The organism is Leucobacter chromiireducens (genome assembly GCF_003917135.1).
GTDB classification, from domain to species: Bacteria; Actinomycetota; Actinomycetes; order Actinomycetales; family Microbacteriaceae; genus Leucobacter; species Leucobacter chromiireducens_A.
On the sequence record NZ_RPDI01000007.1, the window covers coordinates 21,053 to 36,587 of the forward strand.

The following is a 15,535-nucleotide window of genomic DNA, read 5'->3' on the forward strand; positions in this document are numbered from 1 at the left end:
CCGAGGCAACTATATTGTGCTCGCGATGTTCAGGAACCGCGCCTAGGGTGGCCCCATGGCACGCATCATCTTGTTTGGCGGCCACGGCCGCGTCGCACTTCTCACCGAACCGATCCTGGCCGCGCGCGGTGATCAGGTCACCGCGGTCATCCGCTCGTCGGAGCAGACAGCTGCGGTCGCCGCCGCCGGCGCAACGCCGCACGTCGCCGACGTCGAGACGCTCGACGAGCACGCGCTCGCCGAGCTCATCATCGGGCACGACGCCGTGGTGTGGTCGGCCGGCGCGGGCGGCGGCAATCCGGCGCGCACGCGCGCGGTGGATCAGGACGCCGCGATCCGCACGATGACCGCGTCGGCGCTCGCCGGGGTGCCGCGCTTCATCATGGTGTCGTACTTCGGCGCCGCGCCGGATCACGGGGTCCCGGCCGACCACTCGTTCTTCCCGTACGCCGAGGCGAAGGCCGCCGCCGACGAGCACCTGCGCAGCACCGCCCTCGACTGGACGGTGCTCGGGCCGAGCACGCTCACCGAGGAGGAGGGGAGTGGCCGCATCGACGCGCGTGCGGCGGAGTCCGGCTCGGTGTCGCGGGCGAACGTCGCCGCGGTGATCGCCGCGGTGCTCGCCGACCCTGGCACGGCGCGCCGCACGATTCGCTTCAACGACGGCGAGACGCCGATCATGCACGCCCTCGCTGCGCGCTGAGCCAGCCGCCCGCCGTCCCCACCCCCGCCCCGCCCCCGCCCCGCCCGCCGGCCACCACGCCGCCCGCCCACCCCCTCGCTCACCGGATCGGGGTCACTCAGGCAGGGTGTCGCGCTCGTGGGGCCGCCGACACCCTGCCCAAGTGACCCCGATCCGGAAGGGGAGGTGGGGGTGGGATGGGGAGGTGGGGACGGTGGGGTGGGGTGGGCGGCGGCTACGGCGCCTCAGGCCACTCGATCGTTCCCTCGAACTCGGGGTGGCGGCGCAGCCACGCCGCAACGAACGGGCAGCGCGGGATGATGACGAGGCCCTCGGTGCGCGTCTGCTCCAGCGCGGCGGACACGAGCGTGCCGCCCAGCCCGCGGCCACCAAACGCCGGATCGATCTCGGTGTGCACGAAGTCGCGGCGTGTGCCGCCCGCTCGGCTGCGGTACTCGGTGAAGCCGGCGAGCGCGCCATCGACGGTGATGGCAAACCGCTGCTTCGCGGCCTCGTGGAGCACCTGAATCTGCTCGCTCATCTGTGATCTCCTTCGGTTGTGCGTGGGGAAGTGGTGCGTAGTGCGCCGGCCGCGCTACGGCTGCCTGCGCGGCACGAGCCTCGTGATCGGCAGCGGCGGCGCGGGCAGCGGCGGGGCCGGCTCATCGTCCGGGAGCGCGAAGCGGTGCGGGTCGACGGGCGCCACATGGCTGAGCTCCGCGCCCGGGTGGCTCGCCGACGGGGCGGTCACCGCCGGATCGGGGACCCCCGCGGCAGCGATCCTGCCCTGCCAGTCGGCGCGCGCACGCGCGATGTCCTCGTGGCTGCGGCCCATGAAGTTCCACCACATGATCAGCTCCTCGCCCAGCGGCTCGCCGCCGATGAGGAGGACGCGCGCCCCGTCGGGCCCGGTGGTGAGGCAGATCGTGTCGACGCCGAGCGGTGCGAAGCCGAGCTCGGCCGGGGCGATCGCGAGCTGCTGCGCGTGCTCCCCGCTGCCGCGGGTGAGCGAGACCGCGCCGGCGTCCACGAGCACGGCGTGTTCGAACGCTGGGCTCACCCGGAGCGGCAGTACCGCGCCGGGCTCGAGCCGCAGCTCGGCGCCGACGAGCGGGGAGAACGTTGGCACCGGGGACGCCTCGCCGAGCAGCTCGCCGAGGAACACCTGCGCTGCCCAGCCGAGGCCGCGCTTGACCGGCGGCTCGTAGTGCGCGAACCCCGGATCGGTGTCGGCCGCGTCCCGCGGGAGCGCCACCCACAGCTGTGCGCCGTGCAGCACGGTCGTGGCCGCCGTGGAACGCTCCGAGTGGCTGATCCCGCGGCCGGCCGTCATGAGGTTCAGCTCGCCGGGGCGCACGAACGCGTGGTGCCCGGCGCTGTCGCGGTGCTCGATCTCGCCGGAGAACAGCCAGCTGACCGTCTGCAGCCCCGTGTGCGGATGCGCGGCGACGTCCATGCCGCCGGAGTGGGCGACGTCATCGGGCCCGTAGTGGTCGAGGAAGCACCACGCACCAACGAACGACCGCGCACGCTGGGGCAGGGTGCGCCGCACCGACATCGCGCGCACACCGCCGAGCGGTACGTCCCGGGGCTCGATGATCATCGGCTGCTGCGCCGCGCTGGCGCGCTCACGATCAGCGCACAGCGTTTCCTCTGGCGCAGCCTCTGGGTTGCTCATCGGGACTCCCTCCGGACGCCGCGGCCCTGATCCGGGCCACCGAACACCCCCAGTGTGCCACGGGGCGGCGCGGCGAAGCTGGGCTAGGCGCGTGTCTCACCAGTGGCGGATGAGGGGTCGCCAGGGGCACCCTGGGCGTGGGGATCGGTGTGGGGCCCGGTCGGCGCGTCGGTCTGCGCATACGCGCCGGCGCGCGCCTGTCCGGTGAGCTGCTGGATGGCCCGCATGATGCGCTCGGTCGCCTCGCGGCGCGCCTGGCCGGCGGGGAGCCCGGCCAGATCAGCGAGCGGGATCGGCGCGCCGTAGCGCACCGCCACCCGCGGCGGGCGCGAGCCGTCGTGGCCGCGGAGTTTCCGGTTCGTACCGACGAGCCCGACGGGCACCACGGTCGCGCCCGTCTCGAGCGCGAGCCACGCGGCGCCGCCCCGGCCGCGGTAGAGCCGCCCATCGCGCGAGCGGCTCCCCTCGGGGAACACGACGAACACCTTGCCGGCCGCGAGCACCTCGCGGCCGGCGGCGAGGGCCTGCTGCGCCGCGCCGCTCGCCTCGCGGTGCACGGGGATCGCACCGATCCCGCGGAAGAACCAGCCGCCCAACCGGCCGCTGAAGAGCGACGCTTTCGCGAGGAACTGCACCTGTCGCCGCGACGTCGTGGGGATCAGCACCGTGTCGAGGCCAGCGAGGTGATTGCTCGCGAGCAGCACCGGGCCCGACTTCGGGAGGTGCGTGCGGCCCGTGACGCGCGGGCGGTAGCGCAGCCAGAGCAGGGGCCGCAGGAGCGCCCGCCCGATGAAGAACACCGGCCCGGGCCTGGCCGGGCGGCCCGCCTCCCGCGCCGCGCCGCCGCCGCCGGTCACGAGGCCCGCGTCTCCGCCGAGTCGGCCGCGAGCAGCGCAGGGAACACCAGCTCCGTGTTGAGCGGGGCGAGGTCATCGCGCGCGAGCGCCGGGTCCACCCACTCCAGCTGCGCGATCTCCGCCTGCGGCGCCGCCGCCGAAGCGCCCGGCACGAGCGGGTGCGCGAACACAGTGGCCTCGACGAGGTGCCCCGGCTCGTTCGCGGCCGCCGTGCGGAAGACGCCGAGCGGGCGCAGCGCCTCGCGATCCAGCTCGAGCCCGAGCTCCTCCCAGCACTCGCGCACGGCGGTGTCGCGGGGATCCTCCCCTGGCTCGTGCTTGCCTCCGGGCAGCATGAGCGCGTTCGTGCCGCGCTTGCGCACGTTGAGCACGCGCCCGAGCTCGTCGCGGAGCACGACGGCGCTCACCCGGATCGTCGGCGGTGTCGCGGCCGCCTGGCCCGCGCCAGGCACTCGCTCGTGCTCGGAGGCGGCCGGCTGCGATGATTCGGGTGCGAAGCTCATTCGTCGATGATAGCCGCGCGGCTAGCTCGGGTAGTCGGGCGCAGCTGGCAGCTCGAAGAACTCCTCGAGGGTGGTGATCCCGGTGCGCGCGAGCTCTGCGGCGAGGTCCTCGCCAACGTAGCGGAAGTGCCACGGCTCCGGCATGAACCCGGTGACCTCCTGCTTGCCCGCCGGGTAGCGCACGATGAAACCGTGCTCGCCGGCGTGGGCGGCGAGCCACTGCCCGGCGGGAGTGTCGCCGAAGCAGGCATCGAGGTAGCACGCGCCGTGATCGTCGAGGTCGACGACGAGCCCCGTCTGATGCTCCGAGTGGCCGGGGCGCGCGGAATAGCTGTCGGCGGCGGCCGCCCCGTCGCGGGCGACGTAGCTGTCGTACAGCGCCACCTGCGTCGCGTAGTCGCGGTACGCGCTGATCACGCGCACCTCGTGACCCGCGGCGGCCGCAGCGGCGAGCAGTTGCTCCACCGCGCGCGCCGCCGGCTCGCGAAGCGGCTGCGTGAACTCGTTCTCGATGCCCTCCGGCAGCACGAGGTCGCCCGGCGCGAAGTCGACGGGTGAGAGCGGCCGCGCCTTGTTGCTCACCACCCAGATCGACGCCGGATCATCCACCGAGTGCGCCGTCCGGTCGAACTCGGGCTCGGCTGGGGCCTCGGGTGCTGGCTCGGACGGGCGTGCCGACTGCGGGGCCGTGCTCGTCGCGTCCGGTGCCGGTGCGCGGCCGGTGTCCGGCTCGGGCGCGCAGCCGGCCAGCCCCGCACCGAGCACGCAGGCGATCCCGAGCGCGACTGCCGCGCTGGCGCGCCGGTGACTGGGGGATGCTGAGGCGGGGAGACGCATGGCCACAGCCTAGCCGGGGCCACCGCGCGGTTAGGCTGAACCCATGACGGACGGCAGAGACGACCCCGCTGGCACCACTCCCACAGGCGCGCGCCGCCGCATGTCCCGCGGCATGAAGCTGTCGATCTGGATCGCGGCTGCCGCACTCGCGCTCGCCGCAGTCGCGGCTGGTGCGCTCGCCATCCTCCCGAAGCGCGCGGACACCGCGGGCGCGACGCCCACCGCGACGCAGCCCCCGACGCGGACCCCGAGCCCCACGCCCGAGCCGGATCCCGAACCGGAGACCCCGGCACCCGTGCACATGATCGCGATGGGCGACATGCTGCCGCACGACGCCGTGAACGCCGCGGCGGAGAAGGCCGGCGGCGGCTACGACTACGCCCAGTTCTTCACGGGCATCCGCGCACAGCTCGACGCGGCCGACATCACCTTCTGCAACCAGGAGGTGCCGAGCGCCGGGGTCGAGTTCGGGGTGAGCGGCTATCCGACGTTCAACGCGCCGACCGAGTTCGCCCGAGACCTCCGCGAGGGGGCCGGCTGCGACCTCGTGAACACCGCGACCAACCACACGGCGGACAAGGGAACCGCGGGCATCGCGGCCACCCGCGCCGCGTGGGACGCCCTCGCGCCTGCCGGGGTGTCCGGGGCGAACCGCAGCGCCGCCGAGCAGCGCGAGGTTCCCGTATTCGAGGCCGACGGGGTGCGCGTCGCGCTCGTCTCCTTCGCCGAGTACTCGAACGCGCCCATCGATGGGGTCTCACTGAACATGATGTCGGACACCGAGCTCGTCACCGAACTGCTCGGCACCGCGCGCGCCTCCGCAGACGTGGTCGTCGTGTCGGCGCACTGGGGCACGGAGGACTCGCACGAGGTCAACGACGCGCAGCGCGCCTTCGCGCAGCGCGTCGCCGACCTCGGCGCCGACGTGGTGATCGGCACCGGGCCGCACGTGCTGCAGCCCGTCACCTGGCTGGATCGCGCAGGCGGCGGGCGCACGCTCGTCTGGTACTCGCTCGGCAATATGCTCAACACGCAGCTCGAGCTGGATCAGCGCACCGGCGTGATCGCGGGCTTCGACCTCGTGCGCGACGCCCCTGACGGCCCCGTCCGCGTCGAATCGCCCACCGCGATCCTCACGTACATGCACTACGACTGGACCGCGGAGCAGGAGGCCGCGGGCGATCTGCTCGCGCGCAACTCGCTCAGCATCACCCCGCTCGCCGGCGCCGACGCGCTGCTCGAGCGCACACGCTTCGGCACGACGGCCGCCGCCCAGCAGGCCGCCTCGGCCGCGATCCTCGGCCCCGACGTCGAGGTGCTGGCGCAGTAGCGCGGGCTCGCGGCCGGCCGCCGTGCGTTAGCTGGTGAGCCCCCGGTAGTGCGCGGCGTCGAGCCGGTCGGCGATCACGGGGAACTCCGCGCGCACGGCGGCGGGGCGACCCGCCTCGACGGTGACGATGCGCACCTCCTCCTCGGCGCCGAGCTCCGCGATCACCCGGCCAGCCGGATCCACGATGCGGCTGAACCCGCCGAGCTCCACCTCGCCCTGCGCGCCGCACGCGTTCACCGCGACGACCCACATCTGGTGCTCGATCGCGCGCGCCTGCGTGAGCACGCGCCAGTGCTCGCGCCGCGCGGCGGGCCACGCGGCCGGCACGATGACGGTCTCGGCGCCCCGCTCGCTGAGCTCCTGCCAGAGGCCGGGGAAGCGCAGGTCGTAGCAGGTGATGCTGGCGGTCGCGCCGAGCGTCGCCGGCACCACGCTGAGCGACGTGCCCGGCGTGAGCAGCTCGGCCTCGAGCGACTCGTAGCCGAACACGTGGATCTTCCGGTAGGTCTGCGCGATCTCGCCTGCGGCGTCGACGAGCACCGCGGTATTGTGCAGCGCGCCGGCCGCGTCACGCTCGATGATGCTGCCGAGGTGGATCGCCGCGCCGAGCTCGCGCGCGAGCTCCCGCACCATGGTCACGGTGGGGCCGGTGAGCGACTCGGCGAGCTCGGCGTAGCGCTCGAACGAGAAGTAGCCGGCGCTCCAGAGCTCGGGGAGCACGTACAGCTCGGCGCCTGGGTGCGCGCGGAGCAGGGCGGCGACGCGCTCGATGCGCTCCGCGCGCGACTCTTCGCGCGGGCTTGCGAGCTGCACGAGCGCGATGCGGTGCTGCCGGGCCGTGTCGCCCGGCGCTGCCGTCGCCGCTGCATGGGGGGCTGGGTGCTGCGCTGCGGAGGTCATATCCCCACCCTAGTCAGCGCGAATGCGTGCCCCGCGGGCGGCACCCTGGCATAATCGCAGCAGTGCGGTGTGGTGCCGCCGGGGATGAAGCGGGTGTGGCATGCGCGGAACAAAGTTTCAACGCGGCGTCGGCGTCGTGGTGGTGCTCATTGTGGTGGCCGCGGCAGCGATCCTGATCTGGGGTGTGTCGGCCACCGAGCCGCCGCCGCTCTGGGCGCCCGCGCACGCCACCCTTGCCGGGGTGTGGACGGTGCTCTACAACTCGCAGCTCCCGTCGACCAACGTGCTGCTTATCGCGATCGCGATCGCGCTGCTCGTCGGCGCGGGCATCGCGCTGGCCGAGCGGTTCGTGACGAACCGGTACCGGCGCAGCCCGGCGACCGTGCAGCGCCGCGCGCTCACGCCGCGGCGGGTGATGGCCGAGACCCGCGGCGTGTACCACGGCCCGATCACGGTGACCGTGCTGATCCCGGCGCACAACGAGGAAGCCTCCCTCCCCGCGGCGCTCGCCTCGCTCGCCGCGCAAACCCGCCGCCCCGACCGCATCATCGTGGTCGCGGACAACTGCACCGACCGCACGGTCGAGGTCGCGCGCCGCGCGGGCGTCGAAGTGTTCGAGACCGTCGACAACCGGCACAAGAAGGCCGGCGGCCTGAACCAGGCGCTGCGCGGCCTGCTGCCGACGCTCGGCCCGAACGACACCGTCATGGTGATGGACGCCGACACGGGCCTGGGGGAGCGATTCCTCGAGGTTGCTGAGCAGCGGTGCGCGGCAGACCGCGCCCTGATGGCCGTCGGCGGACTGTTCAACGGCGAAGAGGGGCACGGCCTGATCGGGCAGTTCCAGCGGGACGAGTACACGCGCTACGCGCGGCAGATCCGGCGCAGGCAGGGCCGGCCGTTCGTGCTCACCGGCACCGCGACGGTCTTCCGCGCGACCGCGCTGCGCGCTGTCGCCGAGGCGCGCGGGAGCGAGCTGCCCGGCATCGCCGGCGACGTGTACGATACGATCGCGCTCACCGAGGACAACGAGCTGACCATCGCGCTGAAGTCGCTCGGCGCGCTCATCACCTCGCCGAGCGAGTGCACCGTGACGACCGAGCTGATGCCCAGCTGGCGGATGCTCTGGGCGCAGCGGCTGCGCTGGCAGCGCGGCGCGCTCGAGAACCTCGGCGCGTACGGGCTTACGCCGGTCACGTTCCGGTACTGGGCGCAGCAGCTCGGGATCGGCTACAGCACGATCGCGCTGACGAGCTACCTCGCCCTGATGATCATCATGCTGCTGTCGATGGATACCTGGGTCTGGTTCCCGTTCTGGCTCGGCGTTGGGGCGCTCTTCGTGGTCGAGCGCGTGGTGACCGTGTGGGAGGGCGGGTGGCGTGCGCGGCTCCTCGCGCTCACCGTGTTCCCGGAGCTCGCCTATTCGCTGTTCCTGAACATCGTTTTCCTGCAGGGCATCATCGACATCAGTCTCGGCAAATCTGGCGCGTGGAAGCACCTGCCAAGTACGGAGCCGGCGAGCGGAGGGGCGGCATGATCGCGATGCTGATGAACGAGCTGAGCTGGCGGAGCGGGATCCTGTTCGATCAGGGGATCCTCAGCACCCACTGGTTCACCGTGTTCGCGACGTTCGTGGCGATCAACACGCTCGGCTACGTGGCAATCACGGTCGTGAAGGTGCTGCCGCTGCCGCGTTTTCGGCGCACCGACGGGCGCAACCGGCGCGCGGAGACCCGGGGGATTCTCCCTGAGGATCCCGCGACGTCGCTCGACGTGCCGGAGGAATCCCGGTGAGTGGGGCACAATGGCCTCATGAGCATCGACACCGCTGAACTGCCGGAGCCCGAGGGGCCTGAGGATCGCCCGGCGCCCGCAGGGAATCCCGGCTGGCTCAGCGCTGAGGAGCTGGACTTCGTGCGCGGTCGGCTGCCGATCGTGTACGTCGAAGCGATCCCGGTGCGGCTCGACGGTCTCGGCAAGGTGGCGGAGGTGGGGCTCCTGCTGCGGAGCACCCCGGACGGGGTGATGACGCGGGCGTTCGTGTCGGGGCGCGTGCGGTTCGGCGAGCCGCTCCGTGAGGCGCTGTTCCGTCATCTGGAGGATGATCTCGGGCCGATGGCGTTCCCGCAGATGCCGACCTCGCTCGTGCCCGTGCAGGTCGCCGAGTACTTCCCGATGCCGGGCATTTCCGCATTCGTCGACGAGCGGCAGCACGCGGTGTCCCTCGTCTATGTGGTGCCCGTGACGGGCACCTGCAACCCCCGGCAGGACGCCCTCGAGGTGACCTGGATGGCGCCGGAGGAGGCGCTGTCGGCGGACACGCTCGCTGAGCTGGGCGGCGGCCGGGGTGCGCTGCTGCGCCAGGCGCTCGTGAGCGTGGGCTGCTAGCCAGCTCGCCGGTTATCTGCCCCTCCCGTTGTCTGCCGCACCCGTTGTCTGCCCCACCCGTTGTCTGCGAGCCCTGCTCAGCCCAGTTCCCGCTCATTCACACGGAGAAATCTGGTATTTCGGAGGGATTCGCGTGCAAGCCTCCGAGTTTCGCGATTTCTCCGCCTGGAATGGTGCCCGGGGCGCGCAGCGCGGGGCGCGCGGGGCCCGGGCAGCAGGGGGCGCGGGGCTAGGCGCGGCGGCGCCACGTGATGAGGTGGGCGGGGGAGAAACCCCTGCTGCACTTTCCGCACGAGGTCTGCCTGGTCGGCCTCCGGAACCGGAAGTGCTCGTGCCCGCCAGGGCACTGCCCAACCCACGGCGCGTGCTCATGCGCGATCTCGCCGTCGTGCGTGCGGCCTCCCATGTAGCCGAGCTCGGCGGCGATGCGCCGCCAGCTCGCGCCGTGCCCCGCCTTCGGGCCCGCGATCGCGTGCGCCACCTCATGGAGCAGGACCTGATGGATCTCGTCGTCCTCGAATTTCGCCGCGAGGTAGCGCGACACGGTGATCCGGTGCTCGGTGAAGTTGCACTGCCCAGCACGCCGCTTCGCGTGATCGAAGCCGAACGACCACACGGCAGGATCCAGGTGCGCGCGAATGAGCGCCTCCGCCCAGACGCGCACGCGCGCGAGATCAGCCACGCTCGAACAGCTCTCTGGCCGGCAGCGGAGAAGCGACGGCCGTCGCGTCGGTCACGGCGCGCGCGCCCCGGCTGAACTCACGAAACTCCGTGCCGACGAGCATGCGGGCCGGGTGCGGCCCGCCAGCGAGGAGGCGCGGCAGCCAGTCCAGTGACTCGAGATCCGTATTCGAGGCGACGAACACGACGTTGCCGAAGCGACGCCCCTTGAGCACCTGCGGCTCCGCGATCGCCGCGACCGAGGCGAACAGCTGCGCGAGCGTCGCCGCCTGCCCGCGCACGAACGGCAGCCCAGCGCCGTCCGCCGCGTTCACCACCACGAGCCCGCCCGGCGCGAGGAGCGGGCGAATCAGCTCGTAGAACTCAACGCTCGACACGTGCGCCGGGGTCTGCGCGCCAGCGAAAATGTCGACGACCACGAGGTCCATGGCGCCCTGCATCCCAGCGGGGAGCTTGCCGAGCACCGCGCGCGCGTCGCCGCGTCGCACCCGGATGCTCGCACGCTTCGGCAGCGGCGCCGCCTCGCGCACGAGATCGACGAGCTCGCCCTCGAGCTCCACCACCTGCTGCCTGCTGCCCGGACGGGTGGCCTCGACGTAGCGCGGCAGCGTGAACGCCCCGCCGCCGAGGTGCAGCGCCGACACCGGCGCGCCCGGCGTGCGGAAGAGGTCGATCACGTGGCCGATCCGGCGGATGTACTCGAAGAACAGCTCGCTCGGGTCGGCGAGGTTGACGTGGGACTGCGGCGTGCCGTCGACGACGAGCTGCACCGCGCCGGGGACCCAGCGGTCTTCCTCGACCTCGGCGCTCAGGCCAGACGAGAGGGTGATGGGATCGGGGAGCTTCATGGGTGAGATGTCCGCTCGGGGTTACGCGCGGCCCAGCCCCAACTCCTCGATCTTGCGCTGCAGATCGGCGTTGGACGGCTCGACCTGGTGGCTCGCGTCTGGGTAGAGGATGACGGGGATGTTGGTGCGGCCGCTGATGTCCTTCGCCACGTCTGCCGCGGCGGGATCCTGCACCAGATCGACGTAGCGGTACTGCACGCCGGCGCGGTCGAAGACCAGCTTGGCGCGGCGGCAATCGCCGCACCAGTCGGCCCCGAACATGACGGTCTCGGTGGGGGCTGTGGTGGCCTCGGTGGCCTCGTTCTGCTCGCTCATGCCGTCATCCTACGCGCGTGGCGCGGGCGCGGAGCGGCATTCCGCGGAGGGCGGAGTGCACTGTGGAGAACTCGCAAAAATCACGCGGCTCAGCGAGATGTGCGCGAGGGTCGACCCGGGCCGGCAGCGACGCCCCGGAACCACAGCCAGCGCGCGAGGAGCGCGACGCACGCGCCGAGCAGGCCGCCGGCGAGGACGTCGGTGAGCCAGTGCGCGTGCAGCGCGGTGCGGCTCCACATCATGAGCAGCGGCCACGCGCAGGCCAGCACGATCGTCAGCTGCCGCAGCCGGCGCGAGACCCCGGGCGTCGCGAGCACCACGAACGCAAGCGACACCGCGAGCGCCGCGGCGCCGAGCGAGTGGCCGGACGGGAACGAGCTGCCGTGCACGGGGTAGAGCTGATCCCAGGGGCGCGGCCGCAGCGCGAACGACTTGAGCGCCTCGGACAGGAGCACCCCGCCGAGCATCGCCGTGGCCAGTGCGCCTGCGTCGCGGCCCCGGCGCAGCGCGAGCAGGAGCGCGACCGCAATCGCGGCGCAGGCCGCGCCGCCGAGGCCGCCGCCGATCTCCGCGAAGAAGACCGCGACGGCGTACGGCAGTGAGCCACGGCTCACCCCGGCGACGCCGTGCCACCAGACGTCGATCCCGAACGGGCCGCCGGTGGTGAATCTGAAGAAGCAGCTCGCCCCGATCACGAGCGCAACACCCACCCACGCCCACGGTGCACTGGCGCGCAGCCGCGCGTCGGTCGCGGTGGCGCGCTGGCGGCGCTGGCCCGAATCGGGGGAGCGGTGATCCATGTCGATACCCTAGAGGATCCGTGCTGGACAGCCGGTGAATACCCTGTTATCGTTGATAGTTGCACTTCGGACACTAGTGTGCCTGCATATGGCGGTGGGCCCCGGGAGCTGGCGCGTCAGCGCAGATGAGCCCCGATTTGTGTTTCGTTACAGGCAATTCTCGCAAGACCAGGTCAACCGGCCCGACGGGGCCCACGGAGGTAGTTTCCTTGGCTGCTGCGCGCAACGCATCGTCATCCACCCAACCGAAGAACGGACGCGCACACCAGCGCCTCTCCTTCGCCAAGATTTCCGACACGCTGTCGGTGCCCAACCTGCTGGCACTGCAGCTCGAGAGCTTCGACTGGCTCGTCGGCAACGATGTCTGGAAGGAGCGCGTCGCCAAAGCCCAGGCCGAGGGACGCGACGACATCGCACTGAAGAGCGGTCTGGAGGAGATCTTCGACGAGATCTCCCCGATCGAGGACAACGCTGGCACCATGCAGCTGTCCTTCGAGAACCCGATTCTCGACGAGCAGAAGTTCACCATCGAGGAGTGCAAGGAGCGCGGCAAGACGTACGCGGCTCCGCTGTACGTCGAGGCGGCGTTCTACAACACCGAGACCCAGGTGCTGAAGAGCCAGACGGTCTACATGGGCGATTTCCCCATCATGACCGACAAGGGCACGTTCATCATCAACGGCACCGAGCGCGTCATCGTGTCGCAGCTGGTCCGCAGCCCCGGCGTGTACTTCGATCGCACGCAGGAGAAGACCTCCGATAAGGACGTTTTCACCGCTCGCGTGATCCCGAGCCGTGGAGCATGGCTCGAGTTCGAGGTGGACAAGCGCGACCAGGTCGGCGTGCGCATCGACCGCAAGCGGAAGCAGTCGGTCACCGTGTTCCTCAAGGCGCTCGGCATGACGAGCGAGGAGATCCTCGAGGAGTTCGCCGGCTACGAGTCCATCGCGCTCACGCTCGAGAAGGACGGCATCCTCACGCAGGAGGAGGCCCTCAAGGACATCTACCGCAAGCAGCGTCCGGGCGAGCAGGTCGCGATCGAGGCGGCGCGCGCGCTGCTCGACAACAGCTACTTCAACGAGAAGCGCTACGACCTCGCCAAGGTGGGTCGCTACAAGATCAACCGCAAGCTCGGGATCGATGCGCCGATCACCGACTCGGTGCTCTCGCTCGAGGACATCGTCTCGACGATCAAGTACCTCGTCGGCCTGCACGCAGGCACCGAGACGCTCCCCGGCGTCCGCGACGGTGAGGCCATCGACGTGCGCCTCGACACCGACGACATCGACCACTTCGGCAACCGTCGCATCCGCGCCGTTGGCGAGCTGATCCAGAACCAGGTGCGCACCGGTCTCTCCCGCATGGAGCGCGTCGTCCGCGAGCGCATGACCACGCAGGACATCGAGGCGATCACGCCGAACACCCTGATCAACACGCGTCCCGTGCTGGCCGCGATCAAGGAGTTCTTCGGCACCTCGCAGCTGTCGCAGTTCATGGACCAGAACAACCCGCTCGCCGGCCTGACGAACAAGCGTCGTCTTTCGGCGCTCGGCCCCGGCGGTCTCTCGCGTGACCGCGCAGGCGTCGAGGTGCGAGACGTTCACCCCTCGCACTACGGCCGCATGTGCCCCATCGAGACCCCGGAAGGCCCGAACATTGGTCTGATCGGCGCGCTCGCAACGTTCGCGCGCATCAACGCGTTCGGCTTCATCGAGACGCCGTACCGCCGCGTGCTCGACGGCAAGGTCACCGACCAGGTGGACTACCTCACCGCGCACGAGGAGGACGAGTACCTCATCGCGCAGGCCGGCGCCCCGCTCACGAAGGACGGCAAGTTCTCGGAGAAGCAGGTGCTCGCGCGCCCCCGCGGCTCCGAGGTGGTGCTCGTCGACGCCGAGCGCGTTGACTACATGGACGTCTCGCCCCGCCAGATGGTGTCGGTCGCGACCTCGCTGATCCCGTTCCTCGAGCACGACGACGCGAACCGCGCGCTCATGGGCGCGAACATGCAGCGCCAGGCTGTGCCGCTCGTCCGCTCCGAGTCGCCGGTCGTCGGTACCGGTATGGAGGGCTACGCGGCCATCGACGCGGGTGACGTGGTCACCGCCGCGAAGGCCGGCGTTGTCGCAGACGTCTCGGCTGACGTCGTCACCATCCAGGAGGATGAGGGCGGCACGAAGAGCTACTTCATGCGCAAGTTCGATCGCTCCAACCAGGGCACGAACTACAACCACCGCGTCATCGTGAAGGCCGGCGAGCGGATCGAGGCCGGCGAGGTCATCGCCGACGGTCCCGCAACGGAGAACGGCGAGCTCGCGCTCGGCAAGAACCTCCTCGTCGCGTTCATGTCCTGGGAGGGTCACAACTTCGAGGACGCGATCATCCTGAGCCAGAACCTGGTGAAGGACGACACGCTCTCGTCGATCCACATCGAGGAGTACGACGTCGATGCGCGCGACACCAAGCTCGGCAAGGAGGAGATCACGCGTGATCTCCCGAACGCCAGCATGGAGGCGCTGAAGGATCTCGACGAGCGCGGCATCATCCGCATCGGCGCAGAGGTCGCGCCGGGCGACATCCTCGTCGGCAAGGTCACGCCGAAGGGCGAGACCGAGCTCTCGGCCGAGGAGCGTCTGCTCCGCGCGATCTTCAACGAGAAGAGCCGCGAGGTGCGCGACACGTCGCTGAAGGTGCCGCACGGCGTCTCCGGCACGGTCACCTCCGTGAAGGTGTTCGACGCGGAGAACGACAACGACGACGAGCTCGGCTCGGGCGTCAACCAGCGCGTGGTCGTCTACATCGCCCAGAAGCGAAAGATCACCGAGGGTGACAAGCTCGCCGGCCGTCACGGCAACAAGGGCGTCATCTCGAAGATCCTCCCCGTCGAGGACATGCCGTTCCTCGCGGACGGCACGCCCGTCGACGTGATCCTGAACCCGCTCGGTATCCCCGGTCGAATGAACTTCGGTCAGGTGCTCGAGATCCACCTCGGCTGGATCGCGAAGCAGGGCTGGAAGGTCGACGGCTCGCCCGAGTGGGCTGCGAAGCTGTCGCAGGCCGCGCTCGAGGCTGCGCCGAACACGAAGGTCGCCACCCCCGTGTTCGACGGTGCGTCCGAGGCGGAGATCGCAGGTCTCCTCGACTCGACCCTGGAGACCCGCGACGGCGAGCGTCTCATCGACTCGAGCGGCAAGACGCGCCTCTTCGACGGTCGCTCCGGTGAGCCGTACCCGTACCCGATCTCGGTCGGCTACATGTACATCCTGAAGCTGCACCACCTGGTCGACGACAAGATCCACGCGCGCTCGACCGGCCCGTACTCGATGATCACCCAGCAGCCGCTCGGCGGTAAGGCCCAGTTCGGTGGCCAGCGCTTCGGTGAGATGGAGGTGTGGGCGCTCGAGGCGTACGGCGCAGCGTACGCGCTGCAGGAGCTCCTCACGGTCAAGTCCGACGATATCCTCGGCCGCGTCAAGGTCTACGAGGCGATCGTGCGCGGCGAGAACATCCCGGAGCCCGGCGTGCCCGAGTCGTTCCGCGTGCTCATGAAGGAAATGCAGTCGCTCTGCCTGAACGTCGAGGTGCTCGGGGCTGACGGCCAGGCCGTCAACCTGCGCGACAACGACGACGAGGCGCACCGCACCGCGGAAGAGCTCGGCATCAACCTTTCGTCCCGCTTCGAGACCTCGTCTGTCGACGAGATCTAAGCCGGATCA

The 15,535-nt window shown here is 71.0% G+C and carries 15 protein-coding genes and 1 pseudogene; 6 read left to right on the plus strand and 10 right to left on the minus strand.

Features of this window, described 5'->3' with window-relative positions:
• The first annotated feature begins 55 nt into the window (after positions 1-55).
• A complete protein-coding gene (locus EGM46_RS04865; protein WP_125099052.1) occupies positions 56-703 on the plus strand; it encodes an NAD(P)H-binding protein in 648 nt (215 codons plus the stop codon).
• A gap of 214 nt (positions 704-917) precedes the next feature.
• Here EGM46_RS04865 and EGM46_RS04870 read toward each other — a convergent pair.
• From EGM46_RS04870 to EGM46_RS04890, 5 genes and pseudogenes are all read right to left on the minus strand, one after another.
• A pseudogene (locus EGM46_RS04870) lies at positions 918-1,226 on the minus strand (GNAT family N-acetyltransferase); the annotation flags it as partial.
• Positions 1,227-1,277: 51 nt separating this feature from the next.
• Positions 1,278-2,360, minus strand: coding sequence for a pirin family protein (locus EGM46_RS04875; protein WP_125099054.1), 1,083 nt, complete (start codon positions 2,358-2,360; stop codon positions 1,278-1,280).
• A gap of 83 nt (positions 2,361-2,443) precedes the next feature.
• Complete coding sequence (locus EGM46_RS04880; protein WP_125099055.1) at positions 2,444-3,217, minus strand: lysophospholipid acyltransferase family protein; 774 nt, start codon at positions 3,215-3,217, stop codon at positions 2,444-2,446.
• A complete protein-coding gene (locus EGM46_RS04885) occupies positions 3,214-3,720 on the minus strand; it encodes an NUDIX hydrolase (protein WP_164512815.1) in 507 nt (168 codons plus the stop codon). The genes EGM46_RS04880 and EGM46_RS04885 overlap by 4 nt, the downstream gene beginning before the upstream one ends.
• A 21-nt stretch (positions 3,721-3,741) precedes the next feature.
• Entirely contained in the window at positions 3,742-4,557 is an 816-nt protein-coding gene (locus EGM46_RS04890) for a M15 family metallopeptidase (protein WP_125099056.1), read from the minus strand.
• Positions 4,558-4,600: 43 nt separating this feature from the next.
• On the opposite strand from EGM46_RS04890, the gene EGM46_RS04895 reads away from it, so the two are divergent.
• Positions 4,601-5,887, plus strand: a complete 1,287-nt coding sequence (locus tag EGM46_RS04895) for a CapA family protein (RefSeq protein WP_125099057.1) — start codon at positions 4,601-4,603, stop codon at positions 5,885-5,887.
• A gap of 27 nt (positions 5,888-5,914) precedes the next feature.
• Here the strand turns inward: EGM46_RS04895 and EGM46_RS04900 are convergent, their stop codons facing one another.
• Complete coding sequence (locus EGM46_RS04900; RefSeq protein WP_125099058.1) at positions 5,915-6,787, minus strand: nitrilase-related carbon-nitrogen hydrolase; 873 nt, start codon at positions 6,785-6,787, stop codon at positions 5,915-5,917.
• Between the two features lie 100 nt (positions 6,788-6,887).
• Between EGM46_RS04900 and EGM46_RS04905 the strand changes: the two genes are divergently transcribed.
• Genes EGM46_RS04905 through EGM46_RS04915 form a run of 3 tightly spaced genes read left to right on the plus strand, consistent with a single transcriptional unit; the run spans position 6,888 to position 9,175 of the window.
• Positions 6,888-8,324 carry a glycosyltransferase family 2 protein gene (locus tag EGM46_RS04905; protein WP_125099059.1) on the plus strand — a complete coding sequence of 479 codons (1,437 nt, stop codon included), beginning with the start codon at positions 6,888-6,890 and terminating at the stop codon, positions 8,322-8,324.
• The gene (locus EGM46_RS04910) at positions 8,321-8,581 is read left to right on the plus strand and encodes a hypothetical protein (protein WP_241156189.1); all 261 of its coding nucleotides are present in this window, start codon (positions 8,321-8,323) and stop codon (positions 8,579-8,581) included. The genes EGM46_RS04905 and EGM46_RS04910 overlap by 4 nt, the downstream gene beginning before the upstream one ends.
• An 18-nt stretch (positions 8,582-8,599) precedes the next feature.
• Positions 8,600-9,175 carry a DUF4916 domain-containing protein gene (locus EGM46_RS04915; RefSeq protein WP_125099060.1) on the plus strand — a complete coding sequence of 192 codons (576 nt, stop codon included), beginning with the start codon at positions 8,600-8,602 and terminating at the stop codon, positions 9,173-9,175.
• 229 nt (positions 9,176-9,404) lie between these two features.
• On the opposite strand, the gene EGM46_RS04920 is transcribed toward EGM46_RS04915, so the two are convergent.
• The 4 genes from EGM46_RS04920 to EGM46_RS04935 all read right to left on the minus strand — a co-directional run bounded on the left by EGM46_RS04920 (position 9,405) and on the right by EGM46_RS04935 (position 11,819).
• Positions 9,405-9,857, minus strand: a complete 453-nt coding sequence (locus EGM46_RS04920; protein ID WP_125099061.1) for a SprT-like domain-containing protein — start codon at positions 9,855-9,857, stop codon at positions 9,405-9,407.
• Positions 9,850-10,704 carry a spermidine synthase gene (locus EGM46_RS04925; protein WP_125099062.1) on the minus strand — a complete coding sequence of 285 codons (855 nt, stop codon included), beginning with the start codon at positions 10,702-10,704 and terminating at the stop codon, positions 9,850-9,852. Before EGM46_RS04925 ends, EGM46_RS04920 begins: the two co-directional genes overlap by 8 nt.
• Before the next feature lie 21 nt (positions 10,705-10,725).
• The gene (locus EGM46_RS04930; protein ID WP_125099063.1) at positions 10,726-11,019 is read right to left on the minus strand and encodes a glutaredoxin domain-containing protein; all 294 of its coding nucleotides are present in this window, start codon (positions 11,017-11,019) and stop codon (positions 10,726-10,728) included.
• Positions 11,020-11,108: 89 nt separating this feature from the next.
• Positions 11,109-11,819, minus strand: a complete 711-nt coding sequence (locus EGM46_RS04935; protein WP_125099064.1) for a phosphatase PAP2 family protein — start codon at positions 11,817-11,819, stop codon at positions 11,109-11,111.
• Positions 11,820-12,028: 209 nt separating this feature from the next.
• Between EGM46_RS04935 and EGM46_RS04940 the strand changes: the two genes are divergently transcribed.
• A complete protein-coding gene (locus tag EGM46_RS04940; protein WP_125099065.1) occupies positions 12,029-15,526 on the plus strand; it encodes a DNA-directed RNA polymerase subunit beta in 3,498 nt (1,165 codons plus the stop codon).
• Positions 15,527-15,535: the final 9 nt, after the last annotated feature.